At 61.1% G+C, this 24,300-nt stretch carries 20 protein-coding genes and 3 pseudogenes; 14 read left to right on the top strand and 9 right to left on the bottom strand.

Going from position 1 to position 24,300, the window contains the following annotated elements:
- Window positions 1–33: 33 nt before the first annotated feature.
- Entirely contained in the window at window positions 34–1,164 is a 1,131-nt protein-coding gene (locus ALTER154_RS07630) for an HDOD domain-containing protein (protein ID WP_160085947.1), read from the bottom strand.
- 10 nt (window positions 1,165–1,174) lie between these two features.
- Window positions 1,175–3,463 (bottom strand): phosphodiesterase DibA, encoded by a 2,289-nt coding sequence (dibA, locus tag ALTER154_RS07625; RefSeq protein WP_160085945.1) that lies wholly within the window; start codon window positions 3,461–3,463, stop codon window positions 1,175–1,177.
- Window positions 3,464–3,630: 167 nt separating this feature from the next.
- Here dibA and desA point away from each other — a divergent pair, with 167 nt between their 5' ends.
- The 11 genes and pseudogenes from desA to ALTER154_RS21220 all read left to right on the top strand — a co-directional run bounded on the left by desA (window position 3,631) and on the right by ALTER154_RS21220 (window position 13,229).
- Complete coding sequence (desA, locus tag ALTER154_RS07620; RefSeq protein ID WP_090250462.1) at window positions 3,631–4,815, top strand: delta-9 fatty acid desaturase DesA; 1,185 nt, start codon at window positions 3,631–3,633, stop codon at window positions 4,813–4,815.
- Between the two features lie 100 nt (window positions 4,816–4,915).
- Window positions 4,916–5,887 carry a sensor domain-containing diguanylate cyclase gene (locus ALTER154_RS07615; protein ID WP_160085944.1) on the top strand — a complete coding sequence of 324 codons (972 nt, stop codon included), beginning with the start codon at window positions 4,916–4,918 and terminating at the stop codon, window positions 5,885–5,887.
- A 471-nt stretch (window positions 5,888–6,358) separates the two neighbouring features.
- Complete coding sequence (locus ALTER154_RS07610; protein ID WP_160085942.1) at window positions 6,359–7,627, top strand: OprD family porin; 1,269 nt, start codon at window positions 6,359–6,361, stop codon at window positions 7,625–7,627.
- Between the two features lie 177 nt (window positions 7,628–7,804).
- Window positions 7,805–8,128 (top strand): helix-turn-helix transcriptional regulator, encoded by a 324-nt coding sequence (locus tag ALTER154_RS07605; protein WP_160085940.1) that lies wholly within the window; start codon window positions 7,805–7,807, stop codon window positions 8,126–8,128.
- Window positions 8,125–8,556 carry a YeeE/YedE family protein gene (locus ALTER154_RS07600; RefSeq protein ID WP_160085938.1) on the top strand — a complete coding sequence of 144 codons (432 nt, stop codon included), beginning with the start codon at window positions 8,125–8,127 and terminating at the stop codon, window positions 8,554–8,556. Before ALTER154_RS07605 ends, ALTER154_RS07600 begins: the two co-directional genes overlap by 4 nt.
- Before the next feature lie 2 nt (window positions 8,557–8,558).
- Window positions 8,559–8,975 carry a DUF6691 family protein gene (locus ALTER154_RS07595; RefSeq protein ID WP_160085936.1) on the top strand — a complete coding sequence of 139 codons (417 nt, stop codon included), beginning with the start codon at window positions 8,559–8,561 and terminating at the stop codon, window positions 8,973–8,975.
- Window positions 8,976–8,995: 20 nt separating this feature from the next.
- Window positions 8,996–9,187, top strand: a complete 192-nt coding sequence (locus ALTER154_RS07590; RefSeq protein WP_160085934.1) for a DUF2892 domain-containing protein — start codon at window positions 8,996–8,998, stop codon at window positions 9,185–9,187.
- A gap of 47 nt (window positions 9,188–9,234) precedes the next feature.
- Window positions 9,235–10,098 (top strand): MBL fold metallo-hydrolase, encoded by an 864-nt coding sequence (locus tag ALTER154_RS07585; protein WP_160085932.1) that lies wholly within the window; start codon window positions 9,235–9,237, stop codon window positions 10,096–10,098.
- A complete protein-coding gene (locus ALTER154_RS07580) occupies window positions 10,088–11,809 on the top strand; it encodes a SulP family inorganic anion transporter (protein WP_160085930.1) in 1,722 nt (573 codons plus the stop codon). The genes ALTER154_RS07585 and ALTER154_RS07580 overlap by 11 nt, the downstream gene beginning before the upstream one ends.
- Window positions 11,810–11,912: 103 nt before the next feature.
- Window positions 11,913–12,686 (top strand): annotated as a pseudogene (locus ALTER154_RS21225) (PAS domain-containing protein); the annotation flags it as partial.
- A gap of 90 nt (window positions 12,687–12,776) precedes the next feature.
- A complete protein-coding gene (locus ALTER154_RS21220; protein ID WP_372239945.1) occupies window positions 12,777–13,229 on the top strand; it encodes a methyl-accepting chemotaxis protein in 453 nt (150 codons plus the stop codon).
- A 70-nt stretch (window positions 13,230–13,299) separates the two neighbouring features.
- Here ALTER154_RS21220 and ALTER154_RS21215 read toward each other — a convergent pair.
- The 7 genes and pseudogenes from ALTER154_RS21215 to ALTER154_RS07545 form a co-directional block, all read right to left on the bottom strand.
- Window positions 13,300–13,743: pseudogene (locus ALTER154_RS21215) on the bottom strand (methyl-accepting chemotaxis protein); the annotation flags it as partial.
- A 99-nt stretch (window positions 13,744–13,842) separates the two neighbouring features.
- A pseudogene (locus ALTER154_RS21210) lies at window positions 13,843–14,547 on the bottom strand (PAS domain-containing protein); the annotation flags it as partial.
- 154 nt (window positions 14,548–14,701) lie between these two features.
- Window positions 14,702–15,811, bottom strand: a complete 1,110-nt coding sequence (gene aguA / locus ALTER154_RS07565) for an agmatine deiminase (protein ID WP_160085924.1) — start codon at window positions 15,809–15,811, stop codon at window positions 14,702–14,704.
- Between the two features lie 89 nt (window positions 15,812–15,900).
- Window positions 15,901–16,782, bottom strand: coding sequence for an N-carbamoylputrescine amidase (gene aguB / locus ALTER154_RS07560; RefSeq protein WP_160085922.1), 882 nt, complete (start codon window positions 16,780–16,782; stop codon window positions 15,901–15,903).
- Between the two features lie 302 nt (window positions 16,783–17,084).
- Window positions 17,085–17,294, bottom strand: a complete 210-nt coding sequence (gene rmf / locus ALTER154_RS07555; protein ID WP_160085920.1) for a ribosome modulation factor — start codon at window positions 17,292–17,294, stop codon at window positions 17,085–17,087.
- Window positions 17,295–17,444: 150 nt separating this feature from the next.
- Window positions 17,445–19,025, bottom strand: coding sequence for a glutamate--cysteine ligase (gshA, locus tag ALTER154_RS07550; protein ID WP_160085918.1), 1,581 nt, complete (start codon window positions 19,023–19,025; stop codon window positions 17,445–17,447).
- Between the two features lie 208 nt (window positions 19,026–19,233).
- On the bottom strand, window positions 19,234–21,561 hold the full coding sequence (locus ALTER154_RS07545; RefSeq protein WP_160085916.1) for a Tex family protein: 2,328 nt from the start codon (window positions 21,559–21,561) through the stop codon (window positions 19,234–19,236).
- Between the two features lie 225 nt (window positions 21,562–21,786).
- Between ALTER154_RS07545 and ompR the strand changes: the two genes are divergently transcribed.
- From ompR to ALTER154_RS07530, 3 genes are read left to right on the top strand one after another with little or no spacing between them, the layout of a single operon-like run.
- Complete coding sequence (gene ompR / locus ALTER154_RS07540; RefSeq protein ID WP_160085914.1) at window positions 21,787–22,521, top strand: two-component system response regulator OmpR; 735 nt, start codon at window positions 21,787–21,789, stop codon at window positions 22,519–22,521.
- 26 nt (window positions 22,522–22,547) lie between these two features.
- Entirely contained in the window at window positions 22,548–22,955 is a 408-nt protein-coding gene (locus ALTER154_RS07535; protein ID WP_160085912.1) for a hypothetical protein, read from the top strand.
- Entirely contained in the window at window positions 22,952–24,265 is a 1,314-nt protein-coding gene (locus ALTER154_RS07530; protein ID WP_090250417.1) for an ATP-binding protein, read from the top strand. Before ALTER154_RS07535 ends, ALTER154_RS07530 begins: the two co-directional genes overlap by 4 nt.
- The last annotated feature ends 35 nt before the right edge of the window (window positions 24,266–24,300 follow it).

Raw genomic sequence — 24,300 nt, 5'->3', positions numbered from 1 at the left:
CTCCGTCTCGCGTCTAGCCAGGCAGAGTGCCATTCAGATCAGCCCCGCCAGCCGGCGTAGGCGGGCCAACTCGGGGTCATCAGGTGCACTGTTGAGTTCACAGGCGGCCAGGCGCATGAGGATGTTCTCGCGTTTGAGGTTGTGGGCAGGCAGGTTGTAGCACGCGCCGATCAGCTCGCGCAGCTGCAATGGCACGTGCCATTGTGCCTTGATACTGATGGCAAACGGGCCGCTGAATTGGTCCAGGGCCTGTAACACATGGCCTTCACTGAAACACTGCCCGCTGTCCTGCCAGACCTGCGCCAGGTACAGCACACACAACTCGCCCATGCGGTGCAGCAGGGCCGCGGTGTGGAACGGCGCTGGGTCCAGGGCGCATTGGCGGGCGAGCTGAGTGCTGCGCTCAATCAGTAACTCGGTGCTGTCCAGGTGGGCCTGGGCAAACAGGCGCAGCAGGGCGTTATCCAGCACGCTGCATTGGCGTAATGCCAGGCCCAGCGCCAGGTTCAGGCTGTTATCTGCGCCCAGTTTCTGCAACGCGTCGAGTAGGCTGATGCAGGGTTTGCCCGCCAGGTTGTAGGCGCTGCTATTGGCTACGGCGAGCAGGCGTGCGGTGAGTGCGGGGTCGTGCTGCCATTTGCTGGCCAACTGGCGTAAGTCGACAGATTCACCCTTGAAGCGTTGCAGCAGATGATCGCGAACATGTGATTTGAGCGGTAACTGCAGCTCATGACTGGGCACGTTGGCCAGATGGCTGAGCAGGTCCTGGTGTTCGGTGCGCGGGTGGTGTGACTCATCACCTGTCGAGGGCAGCAAGACGGCCAGGCTGGCGGCGACATGCGCGGCCTGAAAGGGCTTGCTGATAAAAGCGCTGATTTTCAAAGCACGCACGGCCAGTACGCTGGCGCGGTCGGAACGGCCGGTGATCACCACCAGCGGCGTGCTGCTGTTGTCGCGGCGCACCTGCTCAAGCAAGCGGGTGCCGGGGCCGTCCGGCAGATTCCAATCACAAATGACCAGCTCAGCGGGGCGCTGCTGCCATTCGCGCAGGGCCGCGCTGACGCTGTCGAGGCATACCACGTGGCTGGTAGGGCGCAGGCTGAGGACGATCTGCTTGAGCAGATCGGCGATCCAGCTGTCATCCTCCAGAATCATGACGCGCATGCGTGCTGCCTTAGCTCGTGGTTATGGCGCTGCGCGCCAGGTGTGCGATCAAGTGTTCTGCCGGTTGCGGGCGACCGAAATAGTAGCCCTGGGCATGGTCGCAGCCGAGTTGTTGGAGCAATTCGACCTGTTCGAGCTGCTCAATGCCTTCGGCCAGTACCTTGAGCCCCAGGCTATGACCTAACGCGATGACGGCTCGCGTGATGGCCACGTCGTCCTGATCATGCGGTAAGCCACTGACAAAGCTCTGATCCAGTTTAAGTTTGTGCACGGGCAGGCGCTTAAGGCGTGCCAGCGAGCTGTAGCCCGTGCCGAAGTCATCAATCGCCAGGCGGATACCGAGTGCGCGCAGGCGCTCAAGCAAGGCCAGCGCGGCGTCGGGGTCTTCCATCACCGCGCTTTCGGTAACTTCCAGCTCCAGGTATGCCGGGGCCAAGCCGGTATCACGCAGTACCTCTGCCACTCGTCGGTCCAGCCCACCCCGGCTGAACAGGCGACTTGAGGCATTCACGGAAACAAAGCGCAGTGAATACCCCGCGATCTGCCAGGCGACCATCTGTCGACAACTCTGCTCCAATACCCAGGCGTCGATGGCGCCGATCAACCCGGTTTCTTCGGCAATCGGGATAAATTCGCCGGGCGGCACCAGCCCGCGTTGCGGGTGCTGCCAGCGCACCAGGGCTTCAACGCCGATCATTTCCTGGCTATGCAGGCAGATCAGCGGTTGGTAGTAGACGCGCAATTCCTGATGATCCAGGGCATGACGCAGGGCGCTGGCCAGTTCGACGCGCTGGCGGGCGTGTTCAGTCAGCTCCTGGCTGTAAAAGGCGTAGCTTTCGCGGCCGTTACTTTTGGCTTTGAACAGCGCTGAGTCGGCATTGCGCAGCACCTGGCCAACATCAGTGGCCTCTGCAGGGTAGAGGCTGATACCGATGCTGGCGGTGACGAACAACTCCTGTTGATTGATTCGGAAGGCCCGGGTCAGGCACGCCTGCAAGCGCTGGGCGACCACGGCGGCCTGCTCGGCGCTGCTGCAGCTCTCATCGAGTAGGCCGAACTCGTCGCCGCCCAGGCGGGCGAGCGTCATACGCTTGCCGAGCTGCTGGCCGAGGCGCTCGCCCACCTCCTTGAGTAGCATGTCACCGATGGTGTGGCCGAGGCTTTCGTTGATGTGCTTGAAATGGTCGAGGTCAATCAGCAGTACCGCGCCACGCTGCTCATCATGCGTGGCGCGCTCGAGGGCGCGCTCGACCCGCTCGGTGAACAGCAGGCGGTTGGGCAGGTTGCTCAATGGGTCGTGATGCGCCAGGTAATCCAACTCGCGTTGTGAGCGTTTCAACGCGCTGATATCAGAGAACACTGCGACGTAATGGCTGATCTCGCCCTGCTCGTCGTGAATCACGCGGATGCATTGCCACTGCGGGTAGATTTCGCCGCTTTTGCGCCGATTCCAAATTTCGCCGCTCCACGCCCCGCGGTTTTGCAGGGCATGCCATAGGCTGTCGTAAAAGGCCTGGTCATGCCGCCCGGATTTCAGGATGGCCGGCGACTGGCCGAGGATTTCATCCTGGCTGTAACCGGTGATACGGGTAAAAGCCGGGTTGCAGTGCACGATGTGTTGCTGCACATCGGTGACCAGTACGCCTTCTTGGGTAGCATCGAAGACCGCGGCGGCCTGGCGCAGGCTGTCTTCGTCGTAGCGGCGCTGGGTAATGTCGCTGGCGGTACCGATCAGGCGTTCGGCCTGGCCATGCTCGTCGAGCAACAGGCGTCCGCGTGACTGAATCCAGCGGTAGCTGCCGTCCTGGTGCAGCAGGCGATAGTTGACTTCGTAGGGCGCAGGGTTGCAGGCGGCCAGGCGCTGCTCCAGGTTACGGTCGAAGAGCAAGCGGTCATCGGGGTGCAGTCGCTGCCGCCAGAGGTCGGGGTCATCGCCCAGTGCTTCAGGGGCAACGCCCAGGAGGGCCGAGTAGCCGGGGGAGAAGTACAGCTTCTGGGTTTGCAGGTCCCAGTCCCACATACCGTCCTTGGCCGCCTCTAATGCCTGATGCAAGCGCTCCTTACTGCTGCTCAGCGCGAGGTTGACTTGGTTGTGTTGTTGACGATGGGTACGCAGAACGGCGTACAGCAAACCAGCAGTCAGCAGCACAAAGCCCAGCCCCTTGAGCAGTTGTGCGCGTTCCAGTTGCGCCAACGGCATGCCCAGAGTGGCCAGCAAGTGGTCACTGAAAAACACCCAAAGGCCAGCGGCCAAGGCATAGGTGAGCGTCAAGCGCCAAGGGCTTTGCGGGATATTCATGGGGTAAAAGTCAGTCCTTTGCGTAAGGCCGGCATTATAGATGTAGATAGGGCGCGGCATTCTTATGCAAAAGACCAACTGGTTTTCTGATCCGGGTCAGGGATAATGTGTACAGATGTGCGCTAAAAAGCAGGCATGTCTTTCCTTTTTCATGAGGCACGTGATCCATGTGGTACAACGGTTTTCTCGATCTGTCGGTCTGGCAGCTGATCGCAGTCACTCTGCTGATGACGCACGTGACCATCGTCAGTGTCACGGTTTACCTGCATCGCTACTCGGCGCACCGCGCGCTTGAATTGCACCCGGCGCTGAAGCACTTCTTCCGTTTCTGGTTGTGGCTGACCACGGCACAAAATACCCGCGAGTGGACGGCAATCCACCGTAAACACCATGCCAAATGCGAAACCGTGGATGATCCGCACAGTCCGGTGATCAAGGGCCTGGGCACGGTGTTGCGTACCGGTGCCGAGCTGTACCGCGAAGAGGCGAAGAACCTGGAAACCCTGCGCATCTACGGCAAAAACTGTCCCGAAGACTGGATCGAACGTAACCTCTATTCACGCTTCCCGGTTGGCGGCGTGGCATTGATGGGGGCCATCGACCTGGCGCTGTTTGGTGCTGCCGGTATCACCATCTGGGCTATTCAGATGATGTGGATTCCGGTCTGGGCGGCGGGTGTGATCAATGGTCTTGGTCATGCCGTTGGCTACCGCAACTTCGAGTGCCGCGATGCGGCGACCAACCTGGTGCCGTGGGGCATTCTGATTGGCGGTGAAGAGCTGCATAACAATCACCACACTTATCCAAACAGCGCCAAGCTGTCGGTGAAGAAGTGGGAGTTCGACATGGGCTGGTTCTGGATCAAGCTGTTCAGTCTGCTTGGTTTGGCCCAGGTGCAGCGCGTTGCGCCGATTGCCCATCGGGTAGAAGGCAAGCGCAGCCTGGACATGGACACTGCAATGGCCATCCTCAACAACCGCTTCCAGATCATGGCGCAGTACCGCAAGCTGGTGATCGCACCGCTGGTGCAGCAGGAACTGGCCAAGGCCGATGCTTCGGTTCGTCACCACTTCCACCGCGCCAAGCGTTTGCTCTCGCGTGAGCCGAGCCTGCTGGACGAAGGTCACCAGGCGCGCATCCAGCGCATGCTGGAGCAGAGCCAGGCACTCAAGGTGATCTACGAAAAGCGCCTGGCCCTGCAGCAAATCTGGGTGAAAACCAGCGCCAATGGTCATGACATGCTTGAAGCCATCAAGCAGTGGGTCACTGAGGCCGAAGCCAGTGGCATTCAGTCGCTGCGTGAATTCGCCGAACAACTGAAGACCTACTCGCTGCGTCCGGCGACGGCCTGACGGTCTTCTACGCCCACGAAGCCCGCCTATTGGCGGGCTTTTTAACTTCTGGCGTATGCTGCTGTCATATCCCCGTTATCTGAGAGCGGCGGCGGTGTTTATGGATGAAGTCAACAGACAGCAGCTGGAGCAGGAAGAGCTGACACTGGCGTTGTTGCACACGCGTGCCGAGGTGGCGCGGCTACAGGAACGCGAGCAGCTGTTCAGCACCCTACTTGGCAGTGTGAACGCGGTTCTCTGGGCATTTGACTGGAATGCCCAGCGGGTGATCTACGTCAGCCCCGCCTATGAGCGCGTCTTCGGACGCTCCACCGAGCTGTTGCTGGCCGGCTACGACGAGTGGCGCAACAACATCTACCCCGATGATCTGGAATACGCCGCCGAAAGCTTTGCCCAAGTGCTGGAAACCGGCGCCGTCGAAGCGCGCGAGTACCGCATCATCCGTGGCGATGGTCAGGTCCGCTGGCTGAGTGATAAGTGCTTTGTCAGCCGTGAAAGCTCGCCGGGTAAGCCGCATATCATTGTTGGCATTGCCGAAGACATCACTGAAAAGAAACAGCTGGAAGGTGAGTTACACCGCCTTGCCACCACCGATGTACTGACCCAGAGCAGTAACCGTCGGCACTTCTTCGAATGCGCTCAGCGCGAGTTCGAGCAGGCCCGTGAATACAACAGTCCACTGGCCTTTCTGCTGCTCGACCTGGATGACTTCAAGCAGATCAATGACCGCTATGGCCACCAGATGGGTGATCAGGTGCTGCAGCGTCTGGCCTACTGCGGGGCGACCACTCTGCGCCGTGGTGATCTGTTCGGACGCATCGGTGGGGAGGAGTTTGCCGCGTTGTTTCCGCGCTGCGAGCCGGCCTTGGCCGAGCAGATTGCCGAGCGGTTACAGCGCGATACACGGCGGCTGAGTTTCAGCCATGCAGGGACAACGTTCGGCATCACCCTGAGCCAGGGCCTCACCAGCCTGCGCCCCGAGGATGCAAGCCTGGATGCCTTGTATGCCCGGGCGGATGCCGCGATGTACCGGGCTAAACGCCAGGGCAAGAATCAGGTGGTGGTGGACTGATCACGCGCCGAGGCATGACGGTCTGCGTGCTGGCGATAAACCGCCTCTTCATATTTTGCTATCGGCAAAAATCCGCTTATCGCTGCTTAGGTCAGGCTTCGGCACTCCCCCGGAAAGCCTGTAAAACCTTGTAATAGACGTGTCGGCGAGCTGTTTTTGGCGGCTGGCACAGTATCTGCGTAGGGCTCTCTACATAACGGCCTGGTTGATGGGCCGACAATAAAAATGAAGAGACCTGCGCCATGATGCTGACCTGTCCGCTGCCATGCCCTCATTCCCCAGCTCGCGCTGACTGTTCTCACGCGCTCACCTGATCTCGCTTATTGCACGGCCATTCTGGCTGCGGCTCCCGTTTGTCTGTCCGGCGCCTGGCTTTGCAATAACCCCCGAATTCGGTGCGCGCCTGCCGCTTCATCCGTGAAGACAGTACCCGCACCGATGTGCAACCCACACACAACTGGAGAAAACATAATGAGAAAGACCTCCCTGGCCCTGGCCGTCGCGGCCAGCACCCTGGGCTTGTCCCTGAGCCAAGTCGCCCATGCCGATTTTATTGGCGACAGCAAAGCCACTCTCGAAGCGCGTAACTTCTACTTCAACCGTGATTTCCGTGAAGGTGCTGCCGAGCCCTCCAAGAGTGAAGAGTGGGCGCAAGGTTTTATCCTGCGTGCTGAGTCGGGCTTTACCGACGGTACCGTTGGCTTTGGTGCTGATGCCATCGGCATGTTCGGTTTCAAGTTGGATTCGGGTGATGGCACCGCCGGTAGTGGTCTGCTGGTTCCGGATGGCGCTTCTAAAGGCTCCCAGGACAACTACTCCGGTCTGGCTGTAGCAGCTAAGGCCAAGGTTTCCAAAAGCACCCTGCGCGTCGGCCAGATGCAGTTCAAGAACCAGGCGATTGCCTCCAGTGATAGCCGTCTGCTGCCGCAAATCTTCCGCGGCGGTAACCTGGTATCCCAGGAAATTGATGGTCTGACCCTGGATGCGGGTTACCTCGATGAGGTCAACAACCGCAACTCGCAAGACTACGAAGACATGACCCTGAGCACCTATACCCACAGTGGTATCAGCTTCAAGGGCGGCAACAGTGCTAACAATGCCAACGAGTTCGTCTTTGCCGGCGGTAACTACAAGCTCACCAAGGACCTGACAGCGGGTTATTACTATTCCAATCTGGAAGACCTGTACAAGCAGCACTCCTTCAACCTGGTGCATGTCCTGCCGCTGGGCGACAAGCAGAGCCTGAAGACAGACGTGCGCTATGCCCGCTCCACCGATGACGGCCTGAGCAATGTTGATAACAAGGCCTTCGGCGCGATGGTGACCTATGCCCTGAGCGGCCATAAATTTGGCCTCGGCTACCAGAAAATGAGCGGCGACACCGGTTTCGCCTATGTCGGTGGTACGGATCCGTTCCTGGTCAACTATGTGCAGATCGGCAACTTCGCTGCTAAGGACGAGAAGTCCTACCAAGCACGTTATGACTTCGACTTTGCTTCTGTTGGCGTACCTGGTTTGACCTTTATGACGCGCTTCCTGTCGGGCGACAACATCGACCGTGGTAGCAACGTTTCCGAAGGTAAGGAGCGTGAACGCAATACCGAACTGATGTATGTGTTCCAAGAAGGCGCTCTCAAGAACCTGGGCGTGCGGTGGCGCAACGCGACCATGCGCAACAACTTCGGTCGTGACCTCGACGAAAACCGTCTGATCGTCAGCTACACCCTGCCATTGCTCTGATTGCGGTGGCTGTAGGCTGAGTTGTTGCATCCAGCCCTGCCTGCACTGAACAAAAAACCCGGACTCCGTTCCGGGTTTTTTATCGCCTGCGATTGACCGCTGTATGGAGGCCGGGCGGTGCTTGCTATTCAATATATAAAAGAATAGATTGTTTTTATCTTAACTGAGTTGCTTGCTATGACGCCTGAACATCCGCCACTCGATATCCAGCAACTGCGCGCCAATGCCGATGCGGCGGGGCAGTTGCTCAAGGCCCTGGGCAATCCGGATCGCCTGTTGTTGTTGTGTCAGCTCTCCCAGGGCGAACGTAATGTCAGCGAGCTGGAAACGCTGCTGGGTATTCAACAGCCGACGCTGTCGCAGCAACTGGCGGTGTTGCGCCGTGAAGGGTTGGTGGCGACCCGTCGTGAGGGTAAGCAGATCTATTACTGCATCAGCAGCCCGGCGGCGCTGGCGGTGATCAACACCCTGTATCAGCTGTTCTGCGCAGGTGAGCAATGAGTATCGATTGGTACAACTTCACACCTTGGAGCGCCCTGGCGGGTGGCGCATTGATTGGCCTGGCCGCCAGCTTGTTTGCCGTAATGAATGGCCGGGTGGCCGGCATCAGCGGCCTGCTCGGCAGTTTGCTTGAGCGTGGTGAAGGGTGGGGCGAGAAGGGTCTGTTTCTGCTGGGCGTACTGCTCGCGCCGCTGCTCTGGCAGCTGTTTAGCCGTCTGCCTGAAATTCAGATCGACAGCGGCTGGCTGGCGCTGACGGTTGCCGGTCTGCTGGTCGGTGTCGGCACCCGTTATGGCGCAGGTTGCACCAGCGGGCATGGCGTCTGTGGTTTATCGCGGCTGTCACCGCGTTCCCTGGCTGCCACCTTGAGTTTTATGGCCGCCGGTTTCGCCACGGTGTTTGTCCTGCGTCATCTGCTGGGGGCTTGAACATGCGCAAACTGTTGGCCTTTCTTGCCGGTGTGATCTTTGGCATCGGCCTGCTGAGCGCAGGCATGGCCAACCCGGCCAAGGTGCTGGCGTTTCTCGACCTGGCCGGCGCCTGGGATCCATCGCTGGCCCTGGTGATGGTGGCGGCGATTGGCGTGGCATTTCTACCGTTCAGTTGGGCGCGCTTGCAGCGCAGCAGCCTGCTCGGTGCGCCGATGCAGTTGCCGGGCAAACGTGAGCTGGATCGGCGGTTGATCGGCGGCAGCCTGTTATTCGGTATCGGCTGGGGGATTGCTGGCATTTGCCCAGGCCCGGCCGTGGCGATTCTGCTCACCGGGCGCTGGCAGGTGCTGCTGTTCGTGGCGGCCATGCTGGTGGGAATGGTTGTGTTTGCTGCGCTGGAACGCCAGCGCGGGTAATTGATGATCGGGAGATCACTATGAAAGCAAATGTTGGCACCCTCGACCGTAGCCTGCGCATTGTCGCAGGTCTGATTCTGTTGGGCTTGAGCCTGAGCGGCGTGATTGGCCTCTGGGGGCTGATCGGCATCGTGCCGCTGGCAACCGGTCTGTTTCGCTTCTGTCCGCTTTACCCGCTGCTGGGTATCAGCACCTGCAAGACCAAGGGTTAACCCACTGCAATACCGACCGGTTTCGCCGCCGGTCGGTTGGAGCTGCCATGTCCCCGCTCATTCAGGCTTTTTTCGACCCTGCCACCTCGACCTACAGTTATGTCGTCAGCGACCCAGCCACTGCGCAGTGCGCCATTATCGACTCGGTGCTGGATTACGATGCGGCGGCCGGGCGAACCGCCACCACCAGCGCCGACCGCTTGATCGCCTACGTGCGCGAGCAGGACCTGAGCGTGCAGTGGTTGTTGGAAACCCATGTACATGCCGACCACCTGTCCGCTGCGCCCTATCTCAAGGCCGCGTTGGGCGGGCAGCTGGCAATTGGCGAGCAGATTCGCGTGGTGCAAAACACCTTCGGCAAGTTGTTCAATGCCGGCAGCGAGTTCGCCGTTGATGGCCGCCAGTTCGATCAGTTGTTCCGCGATGAGCAGGTGTTTCAGCTCGGTTCGCTAAATGCCCGTGCCCTGCATACCCCTGGGCATACACCAGCCTGCATGACCTACCTGATCGGCGATGCAGCGTTTGTCGGCGATACCCTGTTTATGCCGGATTACGGTACCGCGCGCTGCGACTTTCCGGGTGGCGATGCACGGGCGTTGTACCGTTCGATTAGTCGGCTGTTTGCCCTGCCAGGCAGCACCCGACTATTCATGTGCCACGACTACCTGGCGCCGGGGCGTGAGCTGCATCGCTACCAGACCACCGTGGCCGAGCAGCGCGTGCATAACGTGCATGTGCACCAGGGCGTCGACGAGGAGGCCTTTGTCGCCATGCGTCAGGCCCGCGATGCCAGCCTGGGCATGCCGGCGCTGATGCTGCCCTCGGTGCAGGTGAATATGCGCGCCGGCCATCTGCCGCCCGCCGAAGACAATGGTGTGCGTTACCTCAAGGTGCCGCTGAATGTTCTCTAGGTGGACGCTGCTGACTACCTTGCGTCGTTACGACCGCGATCAGGCTGGCCGCGATCTGCTCGCCGCCTGCCTGGTCTGTCTGCTGCTGGTGCCACAGGCGTTGGCCTATGCGCAGCTGGCCGGATTGCCGGCGGTGGCAGGGTTGTACGCGAGCATTCTGCCGCTGGTTGTCTATGCCCTGATCGGGGCCAGCCCCGGCGTGGCACTGTCGTTCGGCCCGGTGGCGGTGCTATCGCTGATGACTGCGGCGGCCTTGGCCCCGGTGGCTGCCGCTGGTACTGCGGCGTATCTGGCAGCGGCCACCACCTTGACCCTGCTGGTCGGCGTCTTCCTGCTGCTGATGGGCCTGTTGCGGATGGGCTTTGTCGCCAACTTTCTTAGCCATCCGGTGATTTCCGGTTTTGTTAGCGGCTCGGCGTTGCTGATTGCAGTCAGCCAGTTCAAGCATTTATTGGGCATCTCCGCCGACGGCTTGACCCTGTTGCAGGTGCTGCCCGCGCTGTATGCGCAGTTACCGGCGCTGCACCTGCCGACGCTGCTGTTGGGGCTGGGCAGCCTGGCGTTGCTGGTGCTGCTGCGTAACCTGGGTATGTTCGGTTTGTCTGAAGCGCTAGCACTGCGTATCAGGCAGTTGAGTGCGTTGCTGCTGATGCTATTGGCGATGGCCCTCGGCGCGGTGCTGCAGCTGGAGGCGTATGGCGTGCGTGTGGTCGGCACGGTGGCGGCGGGCTTGCCGCCGCTGGTCCTCCCAAGCCTGGAGCTGGGCTTGCTGCGCGAGTTGCTGCCGGCAGCCGTGTTGATTGCCCTGGTGGGCTTTGTCGAGTCGGTGTCCATTGCCCAGAGCCAGGCGATGCGCAAGCGTCAGTCGATCAACCCTGACCAGGAACTGCTCGGTCAGGGCGCCGCCAACATCGCTGCCGCATTCAGTGGTGGCATGCCGGTCGCGGCGAGCTTTTCGCGCTCGGCGCTGGCGCTGCAAAGCAATGTGGCCACGCCGTTGGTGGGTGTGTTTGCGGCGGGGTTGATGCTGGCGGCGGTTCTGGGGCTGGCGCCGTTGCTGCAGCACCTGCCGCAAGCGGTATTGGCCGCGAGCATTATTGTCGCGGTAGTGGGGCTGATTGATGTATCCAGCCTGCGCCGCACCTGGCGCTACTCACCGCAGGAAGGGATGGCGCAGCTGGCAACGCTGGTTGGCGTGCTGTTGTACGGTGTTGAGGCCGGCATTCTGCTCGGGGTGAGCTTGTCGCTCCTGTTGTTTCTCTGGCGTACCAGCCGGCCGCATATGGCGGTGGTCGGCCAGCTGCCCGGCAGCGAGCACTTTCGCAATGTCGAGCGCTATCAGGTCGTGGAAAGCCCCAGCGTGCTGTCGCTGCGCGTCGATGAAAGCCTGTACTTCCCCAATGCGCGGTTTCTGGAAGAGCGTATCGGCGCGCTGATCGCCCAACGTTCCAGCGTGCGGCATCTGGTGCTGATGTGCTCCGGGGTCAATCAAATTGATGCCAGTGCGCTGGATACCCTGGAGGCGATCAGCGAGCGTCTGCACAGCGCAGGCGTGCAGCTGCACCTGGCCGAAGTGAAGGGGCCGGTGATGGATCGGCTGCAGCGTTCGGAGTTTCTGCAGCGCTTTGGCGGGCAGGTATTTGTCAGCCAGTACCAGGCGTTGCGAACGCTGGATGCAGAAAGTACGGCGCGGGCCATGCGCGCGCAGTGAATCTGAGCTAAACGTTATCCACCGCGTGTCGATACGCTGGTTGATCAGGGATGAGTTATTGATCATCTGCCCTGAGCAATTTTGTCCTGCTTGAGGCGCTTAAATGTTCGGATCAAAGAGTCACAGTGAATTACAGCAGTGCCAGTTACAGCTGGCGGCCAGCCAGCAAGTAATCGGGGCCATCCGACAAACTTTCGCCATGATCGAGTTCACCGTCCAGGGCGAGATTCTCGATGCCAACGCGCCGTTTCTCGCCGTCATGGGCTATCGCCTGGAAGAAGTACGCGGCCAGCACCACCGCATGTTCTGCAGCCAAGCGCAGCTGGCCAGTCCGGGTTATGCAAAATTCTGGCAGCGTCTGGCTGACGGTGAGAGCTTCAGTGATCGCTACATGCGCATTGCCAAGGGCGGCGGTGAAGTCTGGCTGGAAGCCAGCTACCTGCCAGTACGGGATGCCCAGGGCAAGGTTGTGAAGGTGATTAAACTGGCCGCAGATATCACCGAGCGTATGCACGTTGAGCATCAGCACGACAGCTATCTGCAGGCGATCAACCGTTCCACTGCCGTGATCGAGTTCAACCTGGCTGGTGAGGTGCAGGAGGCCAATGAGAACTTCCTCAGCACCATGGGCTATCGCTTGGAGGAGATACGTGGTGTAAATCACCGCCAGTTCTGCACCCATGAGGATGCAGCCAGTGATGAGTACCGGCGCTTCTGGCAACGCCTGAACCAGGGCGAATTCATTGCCGATCGCTTCAAACGCGTGGCCAAAGGCGGGCGCGTGGTGTGGCTGCGGGCGACGTACAACCCTCTGTATGACGCGGGTGGTCGACTGTATGGGGTGATCAAGTTCGCCACTGATATCACCCATCAGATTGAGCACCGTGAGGCCGAATCCGCTGCCGCGCAACTGGCGTTTGATATCGCCCGGGAAACCGATGAAAGCGCGATCAAGGGCGCTGCCACCGTGGAAGAGACGGTACAGGTGGTGCGCGGCATTGCCGATGAGCTTTCAAAGGTAGCAGGCAATATCGAGGCCTTGAGCGCGCAGTCAGAACGCATCAGCAGCATCGTTCAGGTGATCCGCGGGATTGCCGAACAAACCAATCTATTGGCGCTCAATGCGGCCATCGAAGCGGCGCGTGCCGGTGAGCAAGGCCGCGGCTTTGCTGTGGTAGCGGATGAGGTGCGCAACTTGGCGGCACGCACCAGCCAGGCCACGGTGGAGATCAATGACGTGGTACGCCTCAACCATGACCTGGCCTTGCAGGCTGTTGGTGGGATGGAGGGCAGTAAACAGAAGGCTGAGCAGGGTGTGCTGCTCGCCAACAAAGCAGGCGAGGTGATGCTGGAGATCCGCGACGAAGCGCAGCGCGTGGTGGATGCTATTGGGCAATTCACCGAGGCCATGCAGGACTGAGGCATGCCCAGTCGCTGGCGGCCGGGCATGCTGCTCACAGCGGTCTAGCGGCGCGGCTCGCGCGCCGCAATCAGTGCTCTTCCAGGGCGTCGGCGAACTGGCGGACGGCATCCACCACTTGCCGTGCGCCGCTCTGGATTTCTTCGATGACATCACCGGCCTGGTTGACCAGGTTCACCCCTTGATCAACCTTGTGGCGGCTTGCCTGCATGCTATCGACCGAAACCTGCGCCAGTTCATGGTTGCGCTTGACGACCTCGACAATCTCCACGGTGGCCTGGCTGGTGCGCGCGGCCAGGTTGCGCACTTCATCCGCCACCACGGCAAAGCCACGGCCTTGCTCGCCGGCACGCGCCGCCTCAATGGCCGCATTGAGCGCCAAGAGGTTGGTTTGCTCGGCAATCCCGCGGATCACCTGAACGATGCTGCTGATCATCTCCGATTGCTGGCTGACAGCGGTGATACCTTCGGCGGCGCGTGACAGCTCATCGGCGATGCCGCGCACGACATCAACGGTTTCGCGAATCACCTTGGCACCATGGCGAGCGCTTTCATCGGTTTGCTGGGAGATCTCGTAGGCCAGCTTGGCGGCTTCTGACTCGGCCTGCTGCTGACGTACCAGGCCGGTGACATCGCGGGCAAATTTGACGACTTTGTAGAGCTTGCCGCTGGCGTCAAACACTGGGTTGTACGTGGCGCTCAGCCAAACGGTGTCGCCATGCCGATTGATGCGCTGGAAGCGACCGGAGAAGAACTCCCCTTTGTTCAGGCGCTCCCAGAAGCGGCGGTATTCGGCGGAGTCCGCCTCCTCTCGGGTGCAGAACATGCGGTGGTGTTTGCCGCGAATCTCATTCAGGCGATAACCCATGGTTTGCTCGAAGTTTTCATTGGCTTCGAGCACTTCGCCTTTGGGGTTGAAGGCAATTACGGCCATGGAGCGGCTAATGGCCTCAACCATGCTGTTTTGTTCCTGCTCGCGGGCTACCAGCGCGGTAATGTCGGTAGCCAGCTTGAGCACGCCTTCAATACGGCCATCAGGACCCTTGATCGGGTTGTAACTGGCCTCTAGCCAGACTTCCTGGCCTTGCTTGTGGCGTCTGAGGAAACGCTCGCGGATGAACTCGCCCGCGGCCAGGCGCTGCCAGAACTTCCGGTACTCGGCACTGGCTTGGTAGTCGGGAAAACAGAAGATGCGATGATGCTGACCAACGATTTCCTCAAGTCGATAACCCATTGTGGCCAGCAGGTTTTCGTTGGCGCTGACGATGGTGCCGTCAGGTTTGAATTCAATCATGGCGGTCGAGCGGTCGACGGCCATCTTCCTGGCTTCTGCGGCACGCAGTTTAGCCAGCGCGCTGCTGAGCGCTTGTTTAATTGCCTTGTTGAACATCATTTTCCCCTGCCAGCCCACTGGCGCTCACCAGAACTGTATCGGACTGGCAGGGCGAAACTTTACATCCTACCTTGAATGTTTAACCAGCCATTTGCGGGCCCGGCTGCTGCTGGGTGATGCAGTGAATATTGCCGCCGCCCAGCAGAATCTCCCGGCCCGGCACCATCACCACGCGATGCTCAGGGAACAGGCGACGCAGAATTGCCTCGGCCTCGGCATCCTTGGGGTCGTCGAACTTGGGCGCGATGATGCCGCCGTTGACGATCAGGAAGTTGACGTAGGAACCCGCCAGACGGACCGACGGATCGCGCTCCTGGGTGCCGGCCACCAGATCGACGCCGGCGCATTCTTCATCGCTGGCATACAGCGGGCCGGGAATCGGCATCTTGTGCACGATCAGCTGACGGCCCTTGGCGTCCCGCACGCTTTCCAGCACGCGCATGGCGGCCTGGCAGCGCGGGTAGTTGGGGTCGTTTGCGTCGTCGGTCCAGGCCAGTAGCACTTCACCAGGGCGCACGTAACAGCAGAAGTTGTCGACGTGGCCGTCGGTTTCGTCATTGAACAGGCCGTCCGGCAGCCAGATTACCGTGTCGATGGCCAGGTGATCAGCCAGGTATTGCTCGATCTGCTCACGGTTCAGGTGCGGGTTGCGGTTGGGGTTGAGCAGGCATTCCTCGGTGGTGATCAGGGTGCCTTCGCCGTCGACATGGATTGAGCCACCTTCGAGGATCAGCTCATCGGTGCGATAACGCGCGCAGCCTTCGATCTGCAGAATCTTGCGCGCCACCTGATCGTCACGTACCCAGTTGGCATAAAGGCCGCCATTCAGACCGCCCCAGGCGTTAAAGGCCCAGTCCACGCCGCGCACTTCGCCGTTGTTGTCGGTGACGAAGGTCGGCCCGGTGTCGCGCACCCAGGCGTCGTCGGTGGTGATTTCCACCACGCGGATATTGGCGTGGGCGAGGCGCTCGCAGGCGTTCTCGTACTGGCCGGCGGACACGCACACAGTCACCGGTTCGAATTCGGCAATTGCCCTGGCCACTGCAGTGAACGCGGCTTGCGCGGGCTTGCCGCCCAGGCGCCAGTTGTCCGGGCGTTCAGGCCAGACCATCCAGGTTTGGCTGTGGCTTTCCCACTCGGCGGGCATGCGGAAGCCGTCGGCGCGTGGGGTAGTCGTCAGGGTTGTCATAAATTCACCAAAACATTGAGCGGGGACGGATGGACATTAACGCTGCGCGTCGCCACCCATCTTATAGGGGCGTTTTTACAGGGGCGTTTTTACTCGGAGGCCAGATGGCCGTCGAGGGTTTTTAGCGGGCCGTAGAGGTTCGGGCGGCGGTCACGGAAGCTGCCCCAGGCGCTACGGATATGTTCTAGCTGGTCCAGATCGAAGCTGTGCATAAGCACCGCCTCGTCGGTTTCGTTGGCTTCCTGCACCTTGGCGCCGAACTGGTCGGCGATAAACGACGAGCCATAGAAGTTGATGTGGTAATCGCCCTGGTCTTCACGGCCGATGCGGTTGCTGGCGATCAGTGGCATCAGGTTGGCCCCGGCGTGGCCCTGCTGTACGCGCTGCCAATGGTCGCGCGAGCTGATGCTCGGGTCATGCGGCTCGCTGCCGATGGCGGTCGGGTAGAACAGAATCTCGGCACCCAGCAGCGCCATGCTGCGCGCGCACTCGGGGAACCACTGATCCCAGCAGATGCCCACGCCGATCTTGGCGTAGCGGGTGTTCCATACCTTGAAACCGGTGTCGCCGGGGTTGAAGTAGTACTTCTCGTGGTAGCCCGGGCCGTCTGGGATATGGCTTTTCCGATAAATCCCGAGGTTGCTGCCGTCGGCGTCGATGATCGCGATGCTGTTGAAGCGCGCGCGGCCGGCCAGTTCGTAGAAGCTGATCGGCAGGACCACTTGCAGCTCTTTGGCGATTTTCTGGAAGTGCAGGATCGCCGGGTTGCTCTCGGCCGGGGTGGCCAGTTGCAGGTAGTCCGGGTTGGGCTTCTGGCAGAAGTACGGCGCCTCGAACAGCTCTTGCAGCAGGATGATCTGTGCGCCCTTGCCGGCGGCCTGACGCACCAGGCGCTCGGCGTTGGCGAGATTCGCAGCGGTATCCCAGGAGCAGGCCATCTGGGTGGCGGCGACAGTAACGATACGGGGCATGATTTGGCACCTCAAGAGCAGTTGGGGCGGTCATCTGACACTAGCAGAGGCCGGCGACTGTGCCATGCCTCGCGGGCGAGTCACGACAGTGGATGGCCTATTTATATCCGATAAAAATCGGCTTTAAAAGCAAAATATAAGACGCTATATGAGTTTTCATCGATTTATATCGAATAAAAATCGAATTAATGCGCTATGGCAAATCAATCGCCGATCAAAGGCAAGGCGATGCACAGCCGCGCAGATTGACGTGCTGTGGGCGTGAACGGTGTGTGCAGATGAGGGTTGGGTAGAGCGAGGGATCAGGCGCTGTAGCGTTTGTGCAGCTCGAATTGCTCGTGGCCGTCGTCCCAGCCGGCTTCCCAGGCGGCGATCAGCACATCGGCGGCGAGCGCGCGTGGGGTGTTGGTTTGCCCGGTCAGCCCTGCCATGTAGCCCTGTTGGTAAGCCTTATTAAGGCTTTCCAGGCTCCAGTGCTGGTCATCTTCCGTGTTGAGGTCGGCGCAGGCCATGGCGGCAGCTCGCAGTGGATTTACCCGTGCAATGCTAGCCGCATCGCTTGGGCAGGGCTGCGCCGCTGATCTCGCTTTTGCCACCGCTGGCAGTTTATGTGATGCAGTTGGCGAAATGCCGGCTGCGCGCGAGCCGGCATTCTCCGCAGGTTAAACAGCCAGAGCCAGGATGCTGGCCTGATACGCCGCGGCAAAACTGTCAAAGTCGCCTTCTTCGTGGGCTTCCAGTTCGGCTTGGTCGTGTAGCGACTGGGCGGCGCTGGCTTCGAAGGCTGCTTGCTGTTCGGCGCTCAACGGCTGGCTGCTGAAGTACTCGGCGTGCCGCTTGCTCTGGCGCAAGGCGAACTCGGTAAAGCTCAGGCCCTGTTGCAGTTGCGCCAGCACTTGAGCGGACGGTGTCAGGCTGGGGTCGACAACCTTGGCCTGTTGCGCCTGCAAGGCCAAGCTATGGGCGTTGTCGCCGTGGTTCTGGTCGAGCAGCTCGGCCAGCGGACGGATCTGCTCCAGCAACTCATCGGCCCATGCCTGCAGCACCACTGGCTGGTCATTGCGCTGCAGCTCTAGACCTGGCCGGCGACCTTCCTTGACCACGGCCAGGAAGTTGTCGGTGCAGGCATGGCATTCGCCGCTTTCCAGCAGCGGGCTGTCGGCCAATGCGCAGAACAGCAAGAAGGCGTCGAGGAAGCGTGATTCGCTCAGGTCGATGCCCAGCGGCAGGAACGGGTTGATGTCCAGGCAGCGCACTTCAACGTATTGCACGCCACGGGCCATCAGCGCCTGGATCGGCCGCTCGCCGCTGTAGGTCACGCGTTTGGGGCGGATATTCGAGTAGTACTCGTTTTCGATCTGCAGAATATTGGTGTTCAGTTGCAGCCACTCGCCATCCTTCTTCGCACCGATTTCCACATAGGGCGGGTAGGGCGTGCCGACGGCCTGGCGCAGGCTGTCGGTGTAGCTGGCCAGGTCGTTGTAGCAGGGTGTCAGGCCGGACTGGGCGGTGCTCTGGTAGCCCAGATCGCTCATGCGCAGGCTGGTGGCGTAGGGCAGGTAGAGGGTTTCTGCGTCCAGTTCCTGCAGCTGATGCGGGCGGCCGCGCATAAAACCTTTATGCAGCGCTGGTGAGGCACCGAACAGGTACATCAGCAGCCAGCTGTAGCGGCGGAAATTGCGGATCAGCGCGATATAACGCGCCGACTGATAGTCCCGCGCGCTGCGCGTATCACCTTCGGCCTGCTGTTGCAGTTGCCACAGCGCTTCCGGCAGCGAGAAGTTGTAATGGATGCCGGCAATGCACTGCATGGTTTTGCCGTAACGCAGGGCCAGGCCTTTGCGGTAGACGTACTTGAGTTCGCCGATATGCGAACTGCCGTAACGGGCGATCGGGATCGTCTCTTCGTCCGGCAGGGCGCAGGGCATCGACGGGCTCCACAGGTATTCGCCATCCAGCTTGCTGTAGGCGAAGCGGTGGATCTGCTCCAGATCGGCCAGGGTCGCCGCCGGATCAGGCTCGGCCGGTGTGATGAATTCCAGCAGCGATTCGGAGTAGTCGGTGGTGATCTGCGTATGGGTCAGCGCCGAGCCAAGGGCGGCCGGGTGCGGCGTCAGCGCCAGCTGGCCGTCGCCATCGACGCGCAGGCATTCGCGCTCGATACCGTGCAGGCATTGGGAAAGCAGGGAGAGGTTGGCGCGCTCGCCAAGCTGGGCCAGGCGGCGGGGTAACAGGTCGCTCAAGATTGCATTCCTTCACGCATCGGTCGCCTCAATATGGGGACGACACGCGCGCTCTACAAGGGGGGCGAGAAAACCGCGTTCAGCGGTCGATAGCGCTTTATAACCCGGCGCGGATGAAGAAGGTTATAGCTGGGCGCTGTGCTTTTGCATCTGGGCGACGCTGCAAGGGCGGCCCACGGACATAGCGCCTATGTCCGTGGGCGTTGGCTTATTTCTTCAGTTGTTTGGCATTGGCAAACAGCGCCGCCATACCGCCGCTGGCCGGAGCCGGCTTGTCCTGGCTGGAGTGGCGTTCGCTGCGCGGCGCATTGCCGGCCGGCTTGCTGCCGCTGCGGTTGCCACCACGCGGGCCTTCGACCTTCTCGCCGGGGGTGTCGCCCATGCGCATGCTCAGGGCGATGCGGTTGCGCGGGATGTCGACCTCCATAACCTTGACCTTGACCACGTCGCCGGCCTTGACCGCTTCGTGCGGGTCTTTAATGAACTTCTCCGACAGCGCCGAGATATGGACCAGACCGTCCTGGTGTACGCCGATATCGACGAAGGCGCCGAAGTTGGTCACGTTGGTCACCACGCCTTCGAGCATCATCCCCAGTTTGAGATCGTTGAGGGTTTCCACGCCTTCTTGGAACTCGGCGGTCTTGAACTCCGGACGCGGGTCGCGGCCGGGTTTTTCCAGCTCGCTCAAGATGTCGCCGATGGTCACCAGGCCGAATTTATCGTCGGTGAACTGCTTCGGGTCGAGGCGCTTGAGGAAGCTCGAATCGCCGATCAGCGAGCGGATATCACGGCCGGTATCGGCGGCGATACGCTGCACCAGCGGGTAGGTTTCCGGGTGCACGGCGGAGGCGTCCAGCGGGTTGCTGCCGTTCATTACACGCAGGAAGCCCGCTGCTTGTTCGAAGGTCTTGTCGCCCAGGCGCGGCACCTTGAGCAGGTCGGCACGGCTGTTGAACGCGCCGTTGGCGTCGCGGAAGGCAACGATATTCTGCGCCAAAGTGGTGTTCAGTCCGGAGATGCGCGCCAGCAGGGCGGCGGAGGCAGTATTCACATCCACGCCGACGGCGTTTACGCAGTCCTCGACCACCGCATCCAGCGAGCGCGCGAGCTTGAGCTGCGATACGTCGTGCTGGTACTGGCCGACACCGATGGATTTCGGGTCGATCTTCACCAGCTCGGCCAGCGGGTCCTGCAGGCGACGGGCGATGGACACGGCGCCGCGCAGCGACACGTCCATGTCCGGGAACTCCTTGGCGGCCAGTTCCGAGGCGGAGTAAACCGAGGCGCCAGCCTCGGAGACCATGACTTTGGTCAGATTCAGGCCCGGCAACTTCTTGATCAGGTCCGCGGCCAGCTTGTCGGTCTCGCGGCTGGCGGTGCCGTTGCCGATGGAGATCAGGTCGACCGCGTGCTTGGCGCACAGCTTGGCGAGGATCGCCAGGGTGCCGTCCCAGTCGTTGCGTGGTGCGTGGGGGTACACCGTGGAGGTTTCCAGCACCTTGCCGGTGGCATCCACTACCGCCACCTTGCAGCCGGTACGCAGGCCCGGGTCCAGCGCCAGGGTGGCACGCGGGCCGGCCGGTGCGGCCAGCAACAGGTCGTGCAGGTTACGGGCGAACACGTTGATCGCTTCGTCTTCCGCCGCTTCGCGCAACTCGCCGAACAGGTCGGTTTCCAGGTGGGTGTAGAGCTTGACCTTCCAGGTCCAGCGCACCACTTCGCCCAGCCATTTATCGGCGGCGCGGCCACGGGCGCTGATGCCGAAGCGCTCGCCGATCATGCCTTCGCACGGGTGCATGCTACCCGGCAGCTCGTCGCCGACTTTCAGGCTGGCGCTGAGGATGCCTTCGTTACGGCCACGGAAAATCGCCAGGGCACGATGCGACGGTGCGCCTTTAAGCTTCTCGTCGTGCTCGAAGTAATCGCGGAATTTGGCGCCTTCGTTCTCTTTACCAGCGACTACGCGGGCGCTGAGGGTGGCGTTGTCCTTGAGGTAGCTGCGCAGGCTGGCCAACAGGTTGGCATCCTCGGCGAAGCGCTCCATCAGGATGTACTTGGCGCCCTCGAGCACGGCCTTGATGTCGGCAAAGCCTTTTTCAGCGTCGATAAAGCGCTCAGCTTCGCTTTCGGGATTAAGCTCGGGGTTGTTAAACAGGGCGTCGGCCAGCTCGCCGAGGCCGGCTTCCAGGGCGATCTGGCCCTTGGTGCGGCGCTTCTGTTTGAACGGCAGGTAGAGGTCTTCCAGGCGAGTCTTGGTGTCAGCCAAGTTAATGTCGCGGGTCAGCTCAGGGGTCAGTTTGCCCTGTTCCTCGATGCTGGCGAGGATGCTGGCGCGGCGCTCATCGAGTTCGCGCAGGTAGCGTAAGCGCTCTTCCAGGGTGCGCAGCTGGGTGTCATCGAGGCTGCCGGTAACCTCTTTGCGGTAGCGCGCGATAAACGGCACGGTAGAGCCTTCGTCGAGCAGCGCCACGGCGGCGGCGACCTGTTGCGGGCGTACGCCCAGTTCTTCGGCGATGCGGTTGTTGATGCTGAGCATAGAAAAAGCTACCCACACGGAAACGAAAAACCAGCCACGCAGAGCACGGGCCAGACACGAAAGCCGCGCATTATAAACATTGCCCGGCAACGCGCCGGGAACCCGTCCGGGAAAAATCTGCTAACAATGGGCTGCACGTCGGCTGTGGCACCTGAGCCATAATGCCGGCTATTGCATACTGCCAGCGCGTCCGCGCCCGGCGGAGGTCTGGTCAAGGAGCCCTGAATGAGCAGCATTGCACTTCCTGTTGAAGGCGAAAAAATCCTGATCGTCGACGACGACGCTCGCCTGCGTCGCCTGCTTGAGCGCTTCTTCGACGAGCAGGGCTACCGTGTGCGCGCGGTGGAAAACGTCGAGCAGATGGACCGCCTGCTGGCCCGCGAGCTGTTCAACCTGGTGGTGCTCGACCTGATGCTGCCGGGTGAGGACGGGCTGTCTGCCTGCCGTCGCCTGCGTGAGTCGAACAACCAAGTGCCGATCATTATGCTCACCGCCAAGGGCGATGAAGCCAGCCGTATTCAGGGCCTGGAGCTGGGCGCCGACGATTACCTGGCCAAGCCGTTCAACCCGCGTGAACTGCTGGCGCGAATCAAGGCCGTGCTGCGCCGTCAGGCACCGGTTGTGCCAGGCGCGCCGGGCAGCGAAGACGAAAGCGTGAGTTTCGGCGAATACGAACTGTCTCTGGCCACTCGCGAGCTGAAGAAAGGTGAGGAAGTGCACATGCTCACCACTGGCGAGTTCGCCGTACTCAAGGCGCTGGTGCAGCACGCCCGTGAGCCACTGACCCGCGACAAGCTGATGAATCTAGCCCGTGGCCGCGAGTGGGACGCCCTGGAGCGTTCCATCGACGTGCAGATATCCCGTCTGCGCCGGCTGATCGAGCCGGATCCGTCCAAACCGCGCTACATCCAGACGGTCTGGGGTGTTGGCTACGTGTTTGTGCCGGATGGTAATAAGTGACATGGCGGGTGGTGCTCACGGCGTGCTTGCAGGCACTGCTGTTAAGCGCTTCGGCTGTTTTGCTATTCGTGTACCTGCATGAAACCGCTGTATCAATGGCAGCGTCACGCGGGCTGAGCCTGCGTGGCGGGATCAGCTGGGGCATTGCGCTGCACCTCGCGCTGTATGTTTTTGTTGCCCTGTCGGTGCTGCAAAATGCCGCTGCAGTGCGTTGGCCCGCCAGACGAATCAGGGTGGCGGTGCTGGTTTGGCTGATCTTCGCGGGGTTTTTAACGCTGTTGGCGAACCCCTTTGCACCTTGGGCTCATCCTTATCGTTGGGCACTTTTACTCTTTTGCTCCACGGCAGGTTTTGCCTTGTCTCTGGCTGGCCAGAATCTATGGCTGCTTATACAGCGGCGCGGTTTCACTGTTCGCTTACGGTCTGATGCATGAAAACCCCTCTCTGGTTCCCGCAAAGCTTTTTCGCCCGCACGCTGTGGCTGGTACTGATCGTGGTGCTGTTCTCCAAGGCGCTGACCCTGGTTTATCTGATGATGAACGAGGATGTGCTGGTCGACCGTCAGTACAGCCACGGCGCCGCATTGACCCTGCGCGCCTATTGGGCGGCGGACCCGGAAGACCGCGCCACCATCGCCGAGGCTGCCGGGCTGAAGCGGGTGCCTTACGAGCAGGTGCCCGCCACCGAACAGCACTGGCCCTACAGTGAGATTTTCGAGCGTCAGATGCGCACCGAGCTGGGCCCTGACACCGAGGTACGGGTGCGCGCCAAGAGCCCGCCGGCGCTTTGGGTGCATGCACCAGCGCTGGGTGACGACTGGTTACGGGTGCCGCTGTATCCGCACCCGCTGCGCGGCCAGCGGATCTGGAGTGTGCTGGGCTGGTTCCTGGCCATTGGCTTACTGTCCACCGCCGCCGCGTGGATTTTTGTGCGTCAGCTCAGTGCACCGCTCAAGCGCCTGGTATTCGCTGCCCGGCAGATCGGTAAAGGCCGCAGCGTCAGGCTGCCGGTCAGCGATACGCCGAGCGAGATGACCGAGGTGTACCGCGCTTTCAACCAGATGGCCGAAGACGTTGAACAGGCAGCCCGCGAGCGGGAGCTGATGCTCGCCGGGGTGTCGCATGACCTGCGCACGCCGCTGACTCGCCTGCGCTTGTCCATGGAGTTTCTGCACACCGACTCGGAGCTGACCGAGGACATGGTGCGCGACATCGAAGACATGGACGCGATTCTCGACCAGTTCCTGGCCTTTATCCGCGACGGGCGTGACGAGCCGCTGGAGCAGCTGGATTTGCTGGAGCTGATCCGTGAAGTGGTTGCGCCGTATAACCAGAAGCAGGAAATGGTCCGGCTGTGCCTGGAGTCCGTTCCAGCGTTCCCATTGCGCCGAGTGTCGCTCAAGCGGTTGCTGGTCAATCTGATCGAAAACGCCCTGCGCTATGGCGGCAATGCGGTGGAGGTGGCGGTTTCCCTGTCGGGTGACCACAGCGCGCCGTATGTGGTGTTGAGCGTCCTGGACCGTGGGACAGGGATTGATCCGGCGGAGCTGGGCAGTATTTTCAATCCCTTTATTCGTGGTGACCGCGCCCGGGGCGGGCAAGGTGCCGGCCTGGGTTTGGCCATCGTTAAGCGGATTGCCGCCTTGCATGGCGGCAGCGTCGAGTTGCGCAACCGCTCTGGCGGCGGCCTGGAGGCGCGGGTGTGCCTGCCGTTGGGTCTGTTGTTACCGCGCGACGCCGTCTAGACCGCACTGGCATACTGTCATCACTGCGCTGAACT

This window comes from Pseudomonas sp. 9AZ (genome assembly GCF_902506525.1).
Lineage (GTDB): Bacteria > Pseudomonadota > Gammaproteobacteria > Pseudomonadales > Pseudomonadaceae > Aquipseudomonas > Aquipseudomonas peli.
The sequence above is the reverse complement of the archived record's forward strand: the minus strand, read 5'-3'. Positions and strand labels throughout refer to the sequence as shown.

Coding starts and splice junctions, on each gene's coding strand:
- ALTER154_RS07590 (WP_160085934.1), top strand. CDS start 8,996: ATGAAAGCAAATGTTGGCACCCTCGACCGTAGCCTGCGCATTGTCGCA.
- aguB (WP_160085922.1), bottom strand. CDS start 16,782: ATGCCCCGTATCGTTACTGTCGCCGCCACCCAGATGGCCTGCTCCTGG.
- ALTER154_RS07600 (WP_160085938.1), top strand. CDS start 8,125: ATGAGTATCGATTGGTACAACTTCACACCTTGGAGCGCCCTGGCGGGT.
- ALTER154_RS07615 (WP_160085944.1), top strand. CDS start 4,916: ATGGATGAAGTCAACAGACAGCAGCTGGAGCAGGAAGAGCTGACACTG.
- ALTER154_RS07595 (WP_160085936.1), top strand. CDS start 8,559: ATGCGCAAACTGTTGGCCTTTCTTGCCGGTGTGATCTTTGGCATCGGC.
- ALTER154_RS07630 (WP_160085947.1), bottom strand. CDS start 1,164: ATGCGCGTCATGATTCTGGAGGATGACAGCTGGATCGCCGATCTGCTC.
- ALTER154_RS07580 (WP_160085930.1), top strand. CDS start 10,088: ATGTTCTCTAGGTGGACGCTGCTGACTACCTTGCGTCGTTACGACCGC.
- ALTER154_RS07585 (WP_160085932.1), top strand. CDS start 9,235: ATGTCCCCGCTCATTCAGGCTTTTTTCGACCCTGCCACCTCGACCTAC.
- ompR (WP_160085914.1), top strand. CDS start 21,787: ATGAGCAGCATTGCACTTCCTGTTGAAGGCGAAAAAATCCTGATCGTC.
- desA (WP_090250462.1), top strand. CDS start 3,631: ATGTGGTACAACGGTTTTCTCGATCTGTCGGTCTGGCAGCTGATCGCA.
- ALTER154_RS07545 (WP_160085916.1), bottom strand. CDS start 21,561: ATGCTCAGCATCAACAACCGCATCGCCGAAGAACTGGGCGTACGCCCG.
- aguA (WP_160085924.1), bottom strand. CDS start 15,811: ATGACAACCCTGACGACTACCCCACGCGCCGACGGCTTCCGCATGCCC.
- dibA (WP_160085945.1), bottom strand. CDS start 3,463: ATGAATATCCCGCAAAGCCCTTGGCGCTTGACGCTCACCTATGCCTTG.
- rmf (WP_160085920.1), bottom strand. CDS start 17,294: ATGGCCTGCGCCGACCTCAACACGGAAGATGACCAGCACTGGAGCCTG.
- ALTER154_RS07610 (WP_160085942.1), top strand. CDS start 6,359: ATGAGAAAGACCTCCCTGGCCCTGGCCGTCGCGGCCAGCACCCTGGGC.
- ALTER154_RS07530 (WP_090250417.1), top strand. CDS start 22,952: ATGAAAACCCCTCTCTGGTTCCCGCAAAGCTTTTTCGCCCGCACGCTG.
- ALTER154_RS07605 (WP_160085940.1), top strand. CDS start 7,805: ATGACGCCTGAACATCCGCCACTCGATATCCAGCAACTGCGCGCCAAT.